This is a genomic window from Alcaligenes sp. SORT26 (genome assembly GCF_017377875.1).
In the GTDB taxonomy this organism is placed as follows: Bacteria; Pseudomonadota; Gammaproteobacteria; order Burkholderiales; family Burkholderiaceae_B; genus Alcaligenes; species Alcaligenes parafaecalis.
This window is the reverse complement of record NZ_CP070975.1, coordinates 1,268,722-1,284,111: the sequence shown is the minus strand read 5'-3', so window position 1 is coordinate 1,284,111 and position 15,390 is coordinate 1,268,722. Positions and strand designations below refer to the sequence as shown.

12 protein-coding genes, 2 tRNA genes and 1 riboswitch are annotated in these 15,390 nt (G+C 57.1%); of the genes, 8 read left to right on the top strand and 6 right to left on the bottom strand.

All coding sequences use genetic code 11. The annotated features are described in order from the left end of the window. Positions 1-10 precede the first annotated feature (10 nt). Complete coding sequence (locus JYG33_RS05985) at positions 11-1,819, bottom strand: putative 2-aminoethylphosphonate ABC transporter permease subunit (RefSeq protein WP_207875095.1); 1,809 nt, start codon at positions 1,817-1,819, stop codon at positions 11-13. Further along, positions 1,806-2,882, bottom strand: coding sequence for a putative 2-aminoethylphosphonate ABC transporter ATP-binding protein (locus JYG33_RS05980; RefSeq protein ID WP_207875094.1), 1,077 nt, complete (start codon positions 2,880-2,882; stop codon positions 1,806-1,808). Before JYG33_RS05980 ends, JYG33_RS05985 begins: the two co-directional genes overlap by 14 nt. Positions 2,883-3,022: 140 nt before the next feature. Between JYG33_RS05980 and JYG33_RS05975 the strand changes: the two genes are divergently transcribed. Further along, complete coding sequence (locus tag JYG33_RS05975) at positions 3,023-3,898, top strand: LysR substrate-binding domain-containing protein (RefSeq protein ID WP_207875093.1); 876 nt, start codon at positions 3,023-3,025, stop codon at positions 3,896-3,898. A gap of 6 nt (positions 3,899-3,904) precedes the next feature. Here JYG33_RS05975 and JYG33_RS05970 read toward each other — a convergent pair whose 3' ends face one another. Continuing rightward, positions 3,905-5,935: a DUF4139 domain-containing protein gene (locus JYG33_RS05970; protein ID WP_207875092.1), complete on the bottom strand. Its 2,031-nt coding sequence runs from the start codon at positions 5,933-5,935 to the stop codon at positions 3,905-3,907. 225 nt (positions 5,936-6,160) lie between these two features. On the opposite strand from JYG33_RS05970, the gene JYG33_RS05965 reads away from it, so the two are divergent. From JYG33_RS05965 to JYG33_RS05955, 3 genes are all read left to right on the top strand, one after another. Continuing rightward, positions 6,161-6,838, top strand: coding sequence for an A24 family peptidase (locus JYG33_RS05965; protein WP_207875751.1), 678 nt, complete (start codon positions 6,161-6,163; stop codon positions 6,836-6,838). A gap of 199 nt (positions 6,839-7,037) precedes the next feature. Beyond that, the gene (gene goxA, locus JYG33_RS05960; protein WP_207875091.1) at positions 7,038-9,017 is read left to right on the top strand and encodes a CTQ-dependent glycine oxidase GoxA; all 1,980 of its coding nucleotides are present in this window, start codon (positions 7,038-7,040) and stop codon (positions 9,015-9,017) included. A 10-nt stretch (positions 9,018-9,027) separates the two neighbouring features. Next, the gene (locus JYG33_RS05955) at positions 9,028-10,101 is read left to right on the top strand and encodes an FAD-dependent oxidoreductase (protein ID WP_207875090.1); all 1,074 of its coding nucleotides are present in this window, start codon (positions 9,028-9,030) and stop codon (positions 10,099-10,101) included. A 318-nt stretch (positions 10,102-10,419) separates the two neighbouring features. Here JYG33_RS05955 and JYG33_RS05950 read toward each other — a convergent pair. Beyond that, positions 10,420-10,504: transfer RNA gene (locus JYG33_RS05950), tRNA-Leu, on the bottom strand. A gap of 161 nt (positions 10,505-10,665) precedes the next feature. Here JYG33_RS05950 and JYG33_RS05945 point away from each other — a divergent pair. Both JYG33_RS05945 and JYG33_RS05940 read left to right on the top strand, forming a co-directional pair. Continuing rightward, the gene (locus JYG33_RS05945) at positions 10,666-11,238 is read left to right on the top strand and encodes a PadR family transcriptional regulator (RefSeq protein WP_207875089.1); all 573 of its coding nucleotides are present in this window, start codon (positions 10,666-10,668) and stop codon (positions 11,236-11,238) included. A gap of 2 nt (positions 11,239-11,240) precedes the next feature. Continuing rightward, the gene (locus JYG33_RS05940; protein WP_207875088.1) at positions 11,241-12,041 is read left to right on the top strand and encodes a siderophore-interacting protein; all 801 of its coding nucleotides are present in this window, start codon (positions 11,241-11,243) and stop codon (positions 12,039-12,041) included. On the opposite strand, the gene JYG33_RS05935 is transcribed toward JYG33_RS05940, so the two are convergent. Further along, positions 12,038-12,382, bottom strand: a complete 345-nt coding sequence (locus tag JYG33_RS05935; RefSeq protein ID WP_207875087.1) for a hypothetical protein — start codon at positions 12,380-12,382, stop codon at positions 12,038-12,040. The two genes, JYG33_RS05940 and JYG33_RS05935, sit on opposite strands and share 4 nt — an antisense overlap. A gap of 117 nt (positions 12,383-12,499) precedes the next feature. After that, a riboswitch (SAM-I-IV-variant riboswitch) is annotated at positions 12,500-12,593 on the bottom strand. A gap of 152 nt (positions 12,594-12,745) precedes the next feature. Here JYG33_RS05935 and JYG33_RS05930 point away from each other — a divergent pair. Continuing rightward, a tRNA-Leu gene (locus JYG33_RS05930) sits at positions 12,746-12,830 on the top strand. A gap of 121 nt (positions 12,831-12,951) precedes the next feature. Here JYG33_RS05930 and JYG33_RS05925 read toward each other — a convergent pair. After that, a complete protein-coding gene (locus JYG33_RS05925) occupies positions 12,952-13,830 on the bottom strand; it encodes a LysR family transcriptional regulator (RefSeq protein WP_207875086.1) in 879 nt (292 codons plus the stop codon). 153 nt (positions 13,831-13,983) lie between these two features. Here JYG33_RS05925 and JYG33_RS05920 point away from each other — a divergent pair, with 153 nt between their 5' ends. Then, positions 13,984-15,366, top strand: a complete 1,383-nt coding sequence (locus tag JYG33_RS05920) for a M20 family metallopeptidase (protein WP_207875085.1) — start codon at positions 13,984-13,986, stop codon at positions 15,364-15,366. Positions 15,367-15,390 lie beyond the last annotated feature (24 nt).

Here is a 15,390-nt window from a genome sequence, read left to right as displayed (position 1 = left end):
TGCGGTCCTATCAGGTTGGAGAAAGAGAAGAGGGGGAGCGCCAGGCCTGGCTGCGACGCAGGGCGGCCCGGCTCAGAACATGAACCAGCAGGCAGACAGAACCGGAGCTGAGCATGATGACGGTACACATGGCAGCCGCCGGGCCAATAAAACCCGCATCGTCCATATTCATGACCGCCACCGAGGCCAGCACGGTTTGCGGGCTGTACAGAAACACTACGGCAGAGACAGTCGTCATGGCCGAGACAAACAGGTAGCGCGATACCGACAGCAGAGCGGGCAGGCACAGCGGTACGGTCACACCCATCAAGGTGGACAGACGCGGCGCTTTCAGAGAGGCGGCGGCCGCTTCCAGCTCGGCAGGGATGGCTTTCAATGCTGTCACAAAGTTCAGGTGGGCGCTGGTATACAGGTGAATCACGGTACACAGCACCAGCAAGGTCATGGAGCCGTACAGGCCTGCCAAGGGGTTGCTGGGGTGATTGAAAAAGAAGATGTAGCCCAGTCCCAGTACCAGGCCGGGAATGGCCATAGGGGCCAGCGCCAGCATCTGCAGCACGCCGTACAAGCCTTTTTCGGACTGGCCACGGGCAGGCAGTTTTTCCAGTACCCAGGCACCCAGGAAAATCAGGGCGGAACCCAGCAGGGCGGTAAACAAGGCCATGGTCAAGCTGTTGCGCCAGGCCAGCCAGCCGCCACCATCCATATTGTTGAAGTCGTAGGACTTCAGGGACAGGCTCAGGTTGTAAGGCCAGAACTTGATCAGCGAGGCCCAGACCGCCATGCCCACAATAGTCAGAATTGCCAGGGAAACCAGAATCAGCACAGCGGTAAAGTAGCGGTCGCGGTGACGATGAGGCAGGGGCGAGTACGCACTGAGAGAGCCTTGAGCCTGACCGCTGGCACGGGCACGCAGGTGGCGGTCCAGAAAGAAAGTCAGCACAGCAGGGATCAGCAGCAGCACACCAATGGCTGCGCCTTTGGAGAACTGCAGTTGCCCGACTACCGCTTTATAGGCTTCCATAGCCAGCACGTTGTAGGAGCCACCCACGACCTTAGGGACACCAAAGTCGGTCACGGTCAGCGTAAAGACCAGGCAGGCCGCAGAAAAAACGGCGTAGCGGCTGGCGGGCAAGGTCACCGTCAGAAAACGACGCCAGGAGTTGGCACCCATAGCGCGGGCCGCGTCATACAGACGGGCATCCGCCAGGGCCAGACCGGTGCTCAAAATCATCAAGGCGTGGGGGAAGGTGTAGAAGGCTTCGCCCAGCACAATGCCCCAGAAACCATAAATTGTTTCGCCACCTAGCCAACTGCGCAGCAGGCCTTGATTTCCAAACAGATAAATCAGGGACAGGCCGGGCATCAGGGAAGGAGCCAGCAAAGGTAGGAGACCCAGGGCCCGGAACATGCCTGCGCCACGTATGCAGCAGCGTTGCAGTGCAAAGGCGAAGGCGTAGGCCGTGGGGATCACAATGATCAAGGTGCTGAAACCCACTAGCACACTGCGGCCTACCAAAGACATGAAACCAGGGGCGCTGATGATGGACCAGAACTGGCCCAGGCCAACTAACTGGCCTTCGCTGTCCTGAATGGCACGCAGCAAAATGAACAGCATGGGCAGGGCCAGGAACAGGACCAGCAGGGCGAACAGGGCAATCAGTAAAGCGCGTCGTGCTCCCGAACCTAGCCAGACAGGCAAGACGGGACGAGTCAGGGGATGGTTCTTCACAGGCATTTCAGCAACAGGCACAGCGTGCAGGCGGCCAGCGTTCAGGGAGGCAGCGCCAGGCTGCGGCACGGAATCAGTGGTGGGCATGCAGCGCCTCGCTAGGAAGCTGGATGCGGCAGCGGCGAGCGGCCAGAGGGTCCAGCAAACGGTCGCCTTGTTCGGGGTTGACGATGGCCTGGACCGTCAGTCCGTCCATGCCTTCGGGGCGCAAAATCAGCTTGTAGTGACGACCTAAAAAGACGCCATCCACAATGTCCGCCAAAAAGGTATTGGTGGCGCTGGCGGGGCTGTTGTTATCCAGAACCCGGATGTTTTCAGGGCGAATGAACAGGCGGCCAGCCGTGTTGGGGGCTTCCTGACTCAGGTCCAGGCGAACACGCTCCACCCGTACCGAGCAGTCATGCAGCGGAGTAAAGGGCAGCCAGTTGGCCTCTCCGATAAAGCCTGCCACAAAGGGATCAGCCGGGGCGCGGTACAAGGCCTGGGGGCGATCAAACTGCACCAGACGGCCTTTTTCCATGACCGCTATCCGGTCAGCCATCACCATGGCCTCTTCCTGATCGTGCGTCACCATCAAGGTGGTGATGGACAGTTGTTTCTGCAGGGCGCGCAGCTCAATACGCAGGCGCTCGCGCACTTGAGCATCCAGAGCCGACATGGGCTCATCCAGCAAAAGCAGCGAAGGCGAAGGCGCCAGCGCGCGGGCCAGGGCCACGCGTTGCTGCTGGCCGCCTGACAGTTGTGCTGGGTATTTGTTTTCCGAGCCGGACAGACCCACCAGATCCAGCATTTCCGATACGCGCTGACGCACTTGACTGGCCAGGTTCTTGCGGGGCGACAGGCCGTACGCAATATTCTGGGCCACGGTCAGGTTGGGAAACAGGGCGTAGGACTGGAACAGAATGCCGTAGTCCCGCTGTTGTGGAGGCAGGTGTGTAATGTCTCGGCCTGCCATCACGATGATGCCTTGATCGGCTTGTTGCAGCCCGGCAATGCAGCGCAGCAGAGTGGTTTTGCCGCAGCCCGAGGGGCCCAGCAAACACACCAGTTCACCGGCTTGTATGTCCAGGCTGACCTGGTCCAATGCGGTAAAGGAGCCGAACTGCTTGTGCAGTCCTTGTATGGTTAAAAAAGCTGGCTTGGCGCTCATCCCGGGGTTCCGACTTGTCATGAATGTCATGAACGTCAGTATGGGAGGCGTATATGGCGGCCCGATGACAGTACAACTAATTTCTGTAATACGAGCATCGGATAATTTGGGCTTTCCCTCTTCCCAAGGAGAGCAGCAGCATGCTGGCTCTGGAACTCAAGTCCTTTCATGCCACGGCGCATTGTGGCTCTATTACCAAGGCGGCCCAACAATTGGGCATCAGCCAGCCCACCGTCACTTCACACCTGCGACAACTGGAAACCCGTTACGGGGTGGAGCTGTTTTATCGGCAAGGCAAGGGCGTATATCTGAGCCAGCAAGGGGAGCGCCTCTTGCCGCAAGTTGAGCAATTAATGCAGCAGGCCGCGCAGATTGATTTCAGCTTGCGCGATCTGCGTGATCTCAAAAGTGGCATGCTGCGCGTGGGGGCAACCGGGCCGTATTACATCATGGCTGTGTTACGCAATTTCCATCAGGCTTACCCCGGTGTGAAGATGCGCTTGAGCATTGATAACTCCCAAAGGGTGTTAAGTGCCCTGCACGACTATCAATTGGATGTGATTGCGTCCTCGGCCCTGGTCGACGATCCGCGACTGGTGCGTTTGTTGTTGGCGTCGGACCCCTTGGTGGCCGTGTTGCGGGTGGATCATCCTCTGGCGAATCGCCAGCGTGTGCGCATTGTGGAGTTGTGCCGCTATCCCATCTTGATGCGTGAATCAGGTTCCATGACGCGAGAGCTGTGCCATCAGGTGTTCCGTCAGGCAGGGCAGGAGCCGACGCAGCTACTGGAAATAGGGAGTCGGGAGGCCATCGGTTGGGGAGTCGTGTGCGGGATGGGGGCCAGCCTGTTGCCCTTGCGCGAAGTGCCCGCGCATCCAGACATCATCAGCCTGCCTTTAAGCGATGTCTCGGCCCATTTGAGCGAGTTTGTGTACTGTTTGAAAGAACGCGCGCAAGGCCATGCCATACGCGCGTTTCTGGAGCAGGTGCAGGCCGAGTTGCCTGCACCTGCTTGAAGCGACTTAGCCCAGTTCAGCCAAGCCTTTCTCAAAAGTCTGACGGGCTTTTTGTACGGCATCGCGCTGTTCCTGAACGGCTTTGCGCTGGCTGGCAATCTGGTCTTCCTGCTGAGCCAGTTGTTCGCTGAATCGTTGACCCAAGGTACTTTGGGCGCTGACAGCAGCCAGGTTGGCTCGGATGCGTTCCTGCTCGGACACTGTCTCGTTCAGGTTTTCGACGGCCTGGTTCTGCGCCTGCTGGGCTTGGCTCAGTTGGCGACGCAGTTCAATCAGCTTGTCCATCTTGGCTTGTTGCGCGCTGTCCTGGCCGTTACCACGCCATTGCAGAAGGGTGTTTTCGTCGATTTCCTCCAGGCGCAATTCCATCTGGTCTTGCAGGCTCAACTGGGCGGTGACGGTAACGGTCTTGCCCTTGGCAACTTTGACCTTCAGACGGTGTTCCTGGGCCGTATCGCTGTCATGGGCATCGGACTTGAAGGTCCAGCCATCCTGGCGAGGCAGTTGGATCAGGACGGTGCGATCTTCATCGGTCGGGGCTTTGATCTCGAAACGGTAGTTTTGCAGACGCGTCCATTCGGAGCGGGCCACGCCATCGGTCACGCGGGTTTTGCTCAGACGATATTCATCCGTTTGCTCCTCACGGATCTGGACTTTGCTGTCCTGGGCAAAGTAGATCAGGCGCTGTTCACCAGCGGGCAGACCAGCCAGTTCTGCATCGCCTACATGACCATCTTGCTGGTTGAAAACGGTAATGATGCCGGGTGGCAGGCTGTTGGCCTGTTCATTGTTGACCCAGATGGCCGCCGTAGGATGATCACCTGCCTGACCACTGCGGTAGACCGACAGGGCTTCGGCTTGCAAGGAGGTATCGATAAAGGGGACCGAGACGGTCTGGCCGGTAGGCACACTCAAGGTTTGAGGCAGGTTAAAGCGAACCTGGGTTAAACCTTCCTGAGCTTGGGTGCTGGCACCGGCGCCACCGGAGGCCCATTGTTTGGACATGGCGCTGTCTGCCATATAGGCCGCTTCCATCATGGGGGCGGGGGCGGCCACCGGGGCCATGCGGGCGCGCATGGCTTCACCCGCTGCTCGGCGGGCTTGATTGGCGCTTAGGGTAGCCTGGGTGTCGGCTTGTGGGGCGATGGAACTGCCGACGGCAACAGGCAGTTCAGGGCGCTCATTCCAGTAGCGCTCCAGCAGACGTTGACGCAGCATGACTGGTGAGCCGGAACTGAGCGTGACCTTCACGTCTTTCCAGTCTTCACCGCTGGTATTTTCAAAAATGGCCCAGGCCTGCAGGCGGGCCTTGCCGTCCTGCATCATCAGTCGATAGGAGCTTTTCCAGACTGGTGCAGGAATCAGGTAGGACAGTCGGGCAGTCTTGGTATCGGTCTTGTTCAAGACCAATTGAATATCACGCGATTGCTGATTGCTTTGACCGGCCAGCACTTCAGTGGCCTGCTGCAATTGCTGCTGCAAGGTCTTGTCCAGAATTTCCAGGCTGGTGTCGGGTCCCAGTTCCAGCGTTTGGATCTGGCCTTGTTCAGTCAGCACGCTCAAGATGGCTTGGGCGGGACGTTCGTTGGTGGCCGCATTGGCTTGCACACCCAGGACGGCACCACGCACCAGACGGCCTTGCGAGCTGGCGCTGACTTGTTGACCACGCAAAGCTTGAGCCAGGGTAGCGGGCGAGCGGAGGTCGTTGGCTGAGAAGGGCAGGCTGTCAAAGCTTTCTTTCAGCGGGGCCAGTCCCGACAAAGTCAGCGATTCGATGCGGTTTTTGCCATCGACAGCCATCAGGGTTTTCAGAATGTCATCCACCTGAATGAGAGGTACGCGCAGTTGCGCGGTGCCCGCATCACTGATGGGGATTTGTCGCTCGATCTCGGCCATCCCGGCGCTGGATAAGGTGATGGACTCGATCTGCTGGGCCCAGGCTGTACTGGCTGCCGAGCCCGTCCAGAGCAAGAGCAACGCGCCCGTCAAATGACGTAGGCGGGGAGTACGCGCAGGGTGTGGCAAAAGATGGTTCATAGCGCTTCCTTATTCATCCGTAAGCGAAACAAAGGGGTGAAGCGCATTATGCCTAGCCTTGTGAGGCTGTGTCTGTGATTCGGGTAACAAAAAAATGCCACTATCCACTTCGATACCCCTGGAGCAAAAAATGCTTACGTCATCAAAACCACCTGGGGCTCTGCTAGGATTTGGGCAGCGTGGCTGAGAAGCGCGCTTTCATTAACCTGGTGAAGGATCAATATGATGTGGACGTCGTGGGGCAATGCCTGGGCGGGAATGGGGCTTGCTCTGGTCCTGGCGGTCTGTTTTTTCTGGCCTGCCCGGCACTGGTCCTGGAGTCTGCCCATTGAATTGGAGCCTGAACTGCAGGCCCGGCCGCTGCGTGCCCATCGCCAATGGGGTGGAGTCTGCCAGGGCTTGGCCCTGGTCTTGATGCTCTGGGCAGGGTGGCGCTGGCATTTGACTCCGGCGACGGTAGCGGCCTGTGTATTTATTGCAGGAACGGCCTTGCTGGCCTGGATTGATGCGGAAACAGGCTATTTGCCAGATCGCCTGACCTTGCCTTTGTTATGGCTGGGCTTGCTGGTCAATCTGGATCACACCTTTACCAGCTTGCCCCTGGCGGTGCTGGGGGCAGCATTGGGGTATGGCAGTTTGTGGCTATTGAATTATGTGTTTTTGTTGCTGACCGGGCGTGCAGGCATGGGGCATGGTGACTTCAAATTATTGGCCGCTCTGGGAGCCTGGCTGGGGGCGACGGCTTTGCCGGGAATGGTGTTATCGGCGTCTGTCCTGGGTTTGTTGGCGGCCTTGCTGTTAAGGCTCAGTGGACGACTGGAAGCGGGGCAGGCGATTCATTTTGGCCCCTACCTGGTCTTGGGAAGCTGGGTGATGCTGTTTTCGCTCCCTCGCATTCTGTAAAAATATGTCTCAGATTTTCAACAATTATTAAAAAAAATTACTGCGACTTTTCCTCTGCTGTCATAGTGGCGAAAAGCAGAGAAGCCGGTTCAGGGACGGTCTGTTCAGACGCCTCCGGCTCTTCTTGATTCTGTTTTTAGCCATTACGTTTACGCGCACCGATACGTCGACTCTATAGCGATGATCGAAGGGGACCATTATGAAACGTCGCGATTTTCTGTTCAGCGCCGCTGCGGCCAGCCTGAGTTCACCCATCTGGTTTAAATCTGCCATCTCGCCTTTGCAGGCGCAGGAGCTGGCGCCCAAAGGAGCCAAAATTGCGCGGGTGGCCATTTTCCCGGCCATTGGCTTTGCTCGGGTTGGCAATTCCAGTGAATGGTTTCCTGCCCCTGAGGTTCCTGGTCTGATGGACGAGCCTGAACATGGCTTCAAGGATGCTCAAGGTCGCATCAAGAAGCAGGCGCAGCGCTTTCGTTTATATGCTTACGACGATCAAGGTCGGGTTGTGCGTGAGCTGGATGCCAGCTTCAATCCCAAGTGGACGGTGCACGTCGCCAATACCAAAGCCGCTTGGTACGGCTTTGTGAATGCCATGGATCGGGGCGATGCGGCTCCCGGTGTGCCGGGTGCCCAACGCAATCCGTTTATTGCCGGTGACAAACGCCGCGACATGCTGGTGATTGATCCCGGTCCGGTCAATATTGAAGGCAAGTCCATCAATGCCGATGGGGCCAATACGGCCTATCGCATGCAAGGCCGTTTCTGGCAAAGCCTGGATGTGCCGTTGGGGCACTTGCGCACGGATGAAGCAGGGCGCCTGCTGGTGTTCCCGGCGGACGGCGTATCGCGCACGGCAATTGAGCAAAATCCGGTGCGGGACTTCACCAATAATGATGGCTGGCATGACGATTGGTGTGATGGCTGGGTTAAAGCCACCGTGCAGATCGATGGCGAAACCGTGGAGTGCGAACCGGCCTGGGTGGTGTCTTGCGGACCCAAGTTTGCCCCGCAAATGGAGCCCATTGTGACGCTCTACGATGCGGCGCGTGAAGCCATGATTTCCTTGGGCCAACTGTCCGAACCCGGCGAAAAGGTCTCCTTCCGGCGCGATGTGCTGCCTATCTTGCGCCGCAGTGGTCAGATGCAATGGGTAGCCAGCGCCACCTTCCTGGGTGCCGCCTGGCAGAAAGTCGGTGACTTGTCGGACCCGGACACTTTAGCGGCCTTGGCCGAGCCGGGCGAGCAGGCGCGCGCGCAACGACAGCGTGTATTTGAGGCTTTCCGGCGTCCCGGCGGTGAAGATATCCGCGCTCATGCCTTGCCCTTGATGTTGGGCGATGGTGTGAACTATCCCGATAGCCCCCACTCCTGGCTGACACTGACCAAGACGCAATACAACATTCTGAGTCTGTGGGCACAAGGCAAGTTCGACAACGATTTCCACGACGCGAAGATGGATGCCTATACCTCGCTGGAGAAAATCCCGCTGGAGCTGCAACCTGAAGCGCTGACCCGTGCTGCCCTGGATGCATGCTCGGGAGGGGCCTTCCACCCTGGTGTGGAAATTACCTGGCCGATTCGCCACCCTGAACTGTTCCAGGGCAAGGATCAAACCCGCTTGCCGTTCCGTCTGGCCTTGTCGCCACGCAAGAATCTGGTGCAGGACATGGGTTATCAACTTAATCCAGTCAATGTGTTTGCAGGTAATCCCAAGATCACTGACAAGGATGAGAAGGGCGCTCCTATCGGTCCCCAAGCACCGGGTGATCTGACGCGCTGGATGGGTGTGCCGTGGCAAGGGGATGCCTTTAGTTGCCAGGCCGTACAAACAGCAGACAGTTTCCCTACGCCTATCTGGTGGCCAGCTCTTTTGCCAGTCGATGTTCTGCCCGAAGCGTTTTACAAGCAATTGATGGACAAAGATTTGAGCGTGGAAGAACGTCTGCGCTTCTATCACAGCCGTGTGCCCTGGGCGCGGGGTGCTTCCGGGATAGGCTTGCACGTGGAAGCGGGGTATACCGATGGCCTGCGTCGCATGATCGAGCTTTGGACTCGTATGGGAGTCGTGGTAAAACGTCCGGGGCCAGTCGGGCTGGCGGGAGTTCCGCCCGAGCTGTATGTGGAAGTACAACGCGGTTCCATGGACATTGTCCCGCTGACAAAGCAGACGGGAACCTGAGGATGAAGGCATGATTATTGTTGTTGGCGCCGGTGTGGCGGGTTTAGCGGCGGCGCGTCGCCTGAGTATGCAAGGTCAGGACGTAACGCTGGTGGCTCCGCAAGAGCCCCAGCCTGCTTTTGGCGAAACCTTGTCCGAGCGCGGGGCTCAGGTCTTGACCAGCCTGGGTTGGGCAAGCTGTCTGGACGAGACGGTGGCCTTGCGTTCGCAAGGGCGTTTTTCGGTATGGGGTGGCGCAGGATTGCGCACCATACAGGATGAAGATGGGCAGGGTTATTTGCTGGACAAGGCGCGGCTGGAACAAGTCTTGCTGGAGCGCGTACAAAAAGAAAAGAAAGTCAGTATTCGTCAGACCCGAGTGCAGAGTCTGGAGCATCTGCCTGAGGGGGTGAAAGCCGTATTGGCAGATGGCACGAGTCTGGAAGCCAGCGCATTGATCGACTGTAGCGGCCGTGCCGCCTTGTCGGCCGGAGCCGCTGCCGAGCGTCGCCGTCTGGATAGGCTGGTTGCTGCGTGGCAAGTGTTTGACTTACCTGAAGGGGCCGAGCCCCTGGCGGCCTCCTTGGTCGAGGCGGTGGAATTGGGCTGGTGGTATCTGTCGCCCATGCCCGGTCACCGCCTGATGGTGGCCTTGTTCTCGGATTCGGATCTTTTGCCGGATGGCTTGAGCCGCGATGGCTCGGTATGGGCTGGTTTGCTGGCTTGTGCCGATGCCGCACGAGTGCGCATGGAAAGCCTGGGCCTGGATAGTCAGATGGCGGATCACACACCGAGAGTCAGCGCGGCCGCTAGCTGCACCGTGTCTTACTTTGTGGAAGGCCGTATCCTGCGTGCTGGTGATGCAGGCGCGGCAATGGACCCCTTGGCGGCGAATGGTCTGGCAACGGCATTGTGGAGTGGATCGCAAGCTGCACAAGCTGCAATCGCGTTGACACAAGGTAATCCGGAACCTGCCCGCAGCTATGAGAAAGATTACTTGCTGGGTTTGGTGCGCCATTTGAATGCACAACATGCCTTGTACAGCATGGAGCAACGCTATCAGGCGCAGCCGTTCTGGCAACGCCGCCACCGCGCATTAGATTGAGACGCTAAAGAGCGTTGCGGCGGATAGGGCAGTAGCCCAATCACTTGAACCACTAAAAAACCGAAGCAGATTGAATACTGTTTCGGTTTTTTCACTTTGTTTTCAAGACACAAAACAAAAAAGGCCGATCATTTTTCAATGATCGGCCTTTCGGAATTTTGGTGCCCAGAAGAGGACTCGGTCACACAGGCGCGACCCCGGTCGGGCTTGCATGCCCGACCTTTCTCGTCCCCACGTCAGGTGCTCAAGCACCTGACTTTCTGGGCTGAAATGCAAAAAACCGACCATCTTGCGATGATCGGTTTTTTGAGGAATTTTTGGTGCCCAGAAGAGGACTCGAACCTCCACACCCGAAGGCACATGGACCTGAACCATGCGCGTCTACCAATTCCGCCACCTGGGCTTTGATTCAAGCTGTTGCTCGTCTCAAGCCTGTAATTATAGGGTTAATTCAACTAAAAATGCAAGCAATTATCCAGGCGTAGAATTTATTTTAATTTCTAGTTGATTGGCGTTCTCATTATCATTAGAATGTGTCGTGTGATATAGCATAAGAGTGTGATCATGAAATTCAACACAATGGATGTCGAGCGCATGTTGCTGGATATGGGCCAGGGTCGAAAGTACTCTGCCCGCGCCATGCAGCTCATGCTGATGGCGCTGCTCAAAGAAGGCAGCACTCACGGTTATCAGCTGATCCGCCGCTTTGCGCAGATCAGCCAGAACAGCTATGTGCCCAGTGCGGGCGCGGTGTATCCGGCCCTGGCTTATTGCGCCACTCAAGGCTGGGTACTGATTGAGGAAGAAGGTCGACGCAAGATGTACAGCCTGACCAAAGAAGGTCAGGCCTATCTGGACGAGCAGCACGAGAAATGTGATTACCTGCTGCAATCCCTGACCTATCGCGGGCGCAAGCTGGTGTGGATCCGGCAGATGTTGGCCGAACACAATAGCGATGAAGATTTGAAGGCCGCACAAGAGCAAACAGGCTGGTTGCCGGAGTTTGTCCAGGTACGTCATAGCCTGAAGCAGGCCATGTTTGAACAATCAACCGCCAGCCTGGAACGGCAGGCGGAGGTGGTGGCTATTCTGGAAAAAGCCATCGCCGAAATACGCAATTTGCCTAAGGAGGCCTAAGCATGCAGTCAGAACAATTAACTCAGAAAGTGGCCCATACCCTGAAACTGCGCTTGCTGACCGTCAAGCAGCGACGCGAACTGGGTCCTGATATGGTGCGCATCACCCTGGAAGGCTCGGATCTGGACGGTTTTCACACCCCCGGTTTTGATGACCACGTCAAATTGATTTTCCCTGATCCCGCCACCAAGGAATTGCGTCTGCCCCAAATGGGCGAGCGTGGCATGGTCTTTGCCGCTGGTCAGGAAAAGCCCCCCATTCGCGACTACACGCCGCGCGAATTCCGAGCACAGGACAATGAGATGGATATTGATTTTGTGGTCCACGGCGAAGGCCCTGCATGCCAATGGGCCATGCACGCTAAAGAGGGCGACAGGCTGGGCGTGGCTGGTCCACGCGGCTCCTTCCTGGTCAGCAAAGATCTGGATTGGCAAATCCTGATTGGTGACGAAACTGCTGTTCCTGCCATGGCTCGACGTGTGCACGAACTGCCCGCCAATGTGAAGGTGCAGGTTTATGTCCTGGCCCGCAATCTGCTGACACTGGGCACGATGGAGGCACCCGATCACGTCACCGTGAATTGGATTCCTTCTCTGGCGGGGCTGGATGGCGTTCTTGATGCCCTGCGTGCCGCACCGGAATTAAGCGGTACAGGCTACGTTTGGGTCGCGGCTGAATATTCGATTGCTCAAAGCTTGCGCGAATATTGGGTGCAAGAACGAGGTCTGGACAAAGGAGCCATCCGGGCCAGCAGCTACTGGCGACAAGGTGATCAGGGCGAAGACGCCCCCCGCCTGGACTAAGCTGCTTGCTGCTGAGGGTAGGGCTGGGCGCGCAAGCGTCCGCCTACTTTCAGGACGGGCTGTAAATCCGTATCCAGAACCGTGCTGGGATGTGCCAGACGATGTTCGTCAATCAGCCGGGCAATGGCATCCATATTCAGCAGCAAGGTGCTGTCGATATCGTGTTCAAAGCGGGCCCAGTAGCCGCCACGGCAACTGGAACCCAGCCAACGTGGCTCGTAATCACCGACCGTATCGGCATGCCGTTCACACACTACGGCCAGCCGGGAACAACCGGGGCGCAGAACAATGCGATAGCTGTGTTGTTCCAGGGTCAGGTGATAGAAAAACGCTGCGGACATAAAACACTCCTGTTTAGCTCTTGGAAGTGATTCCGGGTGAGCAATTTGGATTAAAGGACCCGTTGGCTGCCTGGCAAGCCAAGCATAAAAAAACCCGCTGGCAGCGGGTTGTATGACTACGATCCCTTTAGTTGCCAGATGGCCATATCTTGAATCCACCTTGTGCGGGTACACAGGTTGGCATGGGATGTCCCAACTCTTGATATAGCAATAAGCATAAAAGCGATTCTCATGAAGTGCAAGGGCCCCGTTTATTTCTATCGGGTATGAAAACGGTAGAAATAGTTTGCACTATTTGAAAATCATGCTATAGTTCTCTTCTGTCTTGCAGAGACGAGTTGAAAAACAAGTCAAGCAGTCAGAGCCCAGGTGGCGGAATTGGTAGACGCGCATGGTTCAGGTCCATGTGCCTTCGGGTGTGGAGGTTCGAGTCCTCTTCTGGGCACCAAAATTCCGAAAGGCCGATCATTGAAAAATGATCGGCCTTTTTTGTTTTTCAGGTCTGGAGCATCAGGTGCTAAAGCACCTGATGTGAGGGCAGGTCGGGTACAGGGTCGCGTCTGGCGCGCTTAATCCTGCTCCAGCTCAAAAATCAGCATCTGCATAAACTCTTGCACACTGGCGGGTAACACCCGCTTTGCCATGCTGAGCACCTGTATATCCCTCTCCAGACGCTGGTCATGCACGGGGATGGTTTTCAGACCATTGTCCTGACTGCTGCGGTGGCTGATCAAGGCCCCCAAAGCAATCGCTTCTGTCTGTCGCACGTATTCGTGCAGCGCCCCCGAATAATTGCAGCTAAAGACTTCGTTGAAGCGCAGTTTTTCCATCTGGCAGACATGGTTGAAAAGCTGCTTTTGTGTCGACTCCTCACCCGGCACCACGATGGGATAGGCTTGCAGTTCGGCTAGCGTCAGGCTGCGTGAACGAGCCAATGGGTGATCAGGCCGCATGATGGCAAAAAGAGGGGATCGACAGCTATGGTTCACCTCGACATCGGGTACGGGCGCCGTGCTAAAGACCACCGCAAGATCGACATCGCCGTTTTTGACTTGCTCCAGGCAATCATTGGGCGAGCCAACCCTCAAGGCAAATTGCGCCTGTGGCATGCGGGCCGAAAAATCAGCCATTACACCGGGTAAAAAGTAGCGCGACAAGCCTTCGGTAGCAGCCACCCGGATCAGATGGGCTTGTGCATAGTCCTGGGTGCGCAGGCTCTGCAGGATGGCTTCTTCTTCCAAACGTACTCGTAAAGCGTGATCGGCCAGGGCTTGCCCGGCAGCGGTCAGTACCATGCCGCGTCGTCTGCGTTCAAACAGGCTGACCCCCACGGCCTCTTCCAACAAGGCAATTTGTCGGCTGATAGCGCTGGGTGCAATGTGCAGCCGTGCACTAGCCGCGGCCAGCGAGCCCGTTTCCATAACGGCCAGAAAATATTTGTAGTCCATAAAAAAATGCCCGTCCTGGCGTTGGACGAATGGGTTCGTATCGTTTTAAGGATTCTAAAAATTAGCTGATTAGATTCTAAAGATAGAAATATACAGAAGGAAAGCCAGATTTTATAGTCCCACTTTCTATATCAATGACAGAACGACAAACGAATGGGAAAAAGTGAAGCATTAGCCAATGTGCGTGCCTATCTGGCCGATGGGCGCTTTGAAGCCGAGCTGCGCCGACGCGTCGCCATTGAAAGTGATAGCCAAACTGCCGAGAAGGCCGATCAGCTTGTTCAGTATCTGGATCAGGAGCTGAGCCCCAGCCTGAGCAAGCTGGGTTTTGCGGTTCGCATTATGGACAACCCCAAAGGGGCAGGGCCCATTCTGGTCGCGCATCGCCACGAGTCCGACGATCTGCCAACCGTCCTGACTTACGGGCATGGTGATGTGGTGCCAGGGCATGATCAGCAATGGCGGGAAGGTCTGACCCCCTGGGCGCTGACGATTGAGGGCGAGCGCTGGTACGGCCGTGGCACGGCAGATAACAAAGGCCAGCACAGTATCAATTTAGTCGCCTTGGAGCAGGTGATTCAGGCCCGGAAAGGACGCCTGGGTTTCAACCTGAAAGCGATTTTTGAGACGGGTGAAGAACGTGGCTCGGTGGGTTTGCGTGAGTTCTGTGAAGAGCAGGCTGAACTCTTGTCGGCAGATGTGTTTTTGGCCTCGGATGGCCCTCGCTTGAATGCCAGTCAGCCCACTGTGTTTCTGGGCTCACGCGGTACGGCCCTGTTCTCTTTGGGGGTCGTATCCCGTGATAGCGGCCTGCATTCGGGCAATTGGGGCGGGGTGATGGAGAATCCGGCCATCGTCTTGGCCAACGCCTTGGCCTGTCTGATCGATGGCAAAGGAAAACTATTGTGCCCGGATCTGACACCAGGCGGGATTCCGGACGATGTCAAAGCAGCCATTGCCGACCTGGAGATTGGGCAGCACACCTTGGGCCAAGCCTTGAATGAGCATTGGGGGGAGCCAGGTCTGAGTTATGGCGAGCGCCTGTTTGGCTGGAACACGCTGGAGGTGCTGGCGCTGGAGGCGGGCAATCCGCAAAAGCCGGTGAATGCCATTCCGCCCCGCGCCAAAGCCTTTTGCAATCTGCGCTTTGTATTGGGGACCGAATGGGAGCGCCTGGAGACTGCGCTGCGTCAGCATCTGGACGCACACGGCTTTGAGCAGGTACGCATCTGCATGGATCGTATTACCCCAGCCACGCGACTGGATTTAAGCAACCCCTGGATTGCGGTGGTGAAAGACGCCATCAGCAAGGTGACGTCGCAAAAAATTGCCCTGATTCCGAATCTGGCGGGCACGGTGCCCAACGATATTTTTGCCGACGTGCTGGGCCTGCCCACTCTCTGGGTGCCGCACTCCTATCCCGGCTGCTCTCAACACGCCCCTGACGAACACATGCTCACACCCGTCATTCAGGAAGGTCTGGACATCATGACCAGCATTTTCTGGGAATTGGGTGAGCGGGCTCACAACACGTAAAAAAGGGCAGCTTGCTGCCCACAC

Bases quoted from the DNA above. Each gene is read 5' to 3' on its own strand.
- JYG33_RS05970 (WP_207875092.1), bottom strand. From the start codon at position 5,935: ATGAACCATCTTTTGCCACACCCTGCGCGTACTCCCCGCCTACGTCAT.
- JYG33_RS05975 (WP_207875093.1), top strand. From the start codon at position 3,023: ATGCTGGCTCTGGAACTCAAGTCCTTTCATGCCACGGCGCATTGTGGC.
- JYG33_RS05980 (WP_207875094.1), bottom strand. From the start codon at position 2,882: ATGAGCGCCAAGCCAGCTTTTTTAACCATACAAGGACTGCACAAGCAG.
- JYG33_RS05985 (WP_207875095.1), bottom strand. From the start codon at position 1,819: ATGCCCACCACTGATTCCGTGCCGCAGCCTGGCGCTGCCTCCCTGAAC.
- JYG33_RS05940 (WP_207875088.1), top strand. From the start codon at position 11,241: ATGCAGTCAGAACAATTAACTCAGAAAGTGGCCCATACCCTGAAACTG.
- goxA (WP_207875091.1), top strand. From the start codon at position 7,038: ATGAAACGTCGCGATTTTCTGTTCAGCGCCGCTGCGGCCAGCCTGAGT.
- JYG33_RS05925 (WP_207875086.1), bottom strand. From the start codon at position 13,830: ATGGACTACAAATATTTTCTGGCCGTTATGGAAACGGGCTCGCTGGCC.
- JYG33_RS05920 (WP_207875085.1), top strand. From the start codon at position 13,984: ATGGGAAAAAGTGAAGCATTAGCCAATGTGCGTGCCTATCTGGCCGAT.
- JYG33_RS05965 (WP_207875751.1), top strand. From the start codon at position 6,161: ATGTGGACGTCGTGGGGCAATGCCTGGGCGGGAATGGGGCTTGCTCTG.
- JYG33_RS05945 (WP_207875089.1), top strand. From the start codon at position 10,666: ATGAAATTCAACACAATGGATGTCGAGCGCATGTTGCTGGATATGGGC.
- JYG33_RS05955 (WP_207875090.1), top strand. From the start codon at position 9,028: ATGATTATTGTTGTTGGCGCCGGTGTGGCGGGTTTAGCGGCGGCGCGT.
- JYG33_RS05935 (WP_207875087.1), bottom strand. From the start codon at position 12,382: ATGTCCGCAGCGTTTTTCTATCACCTGACCCTGGAACAACACAGCTAT.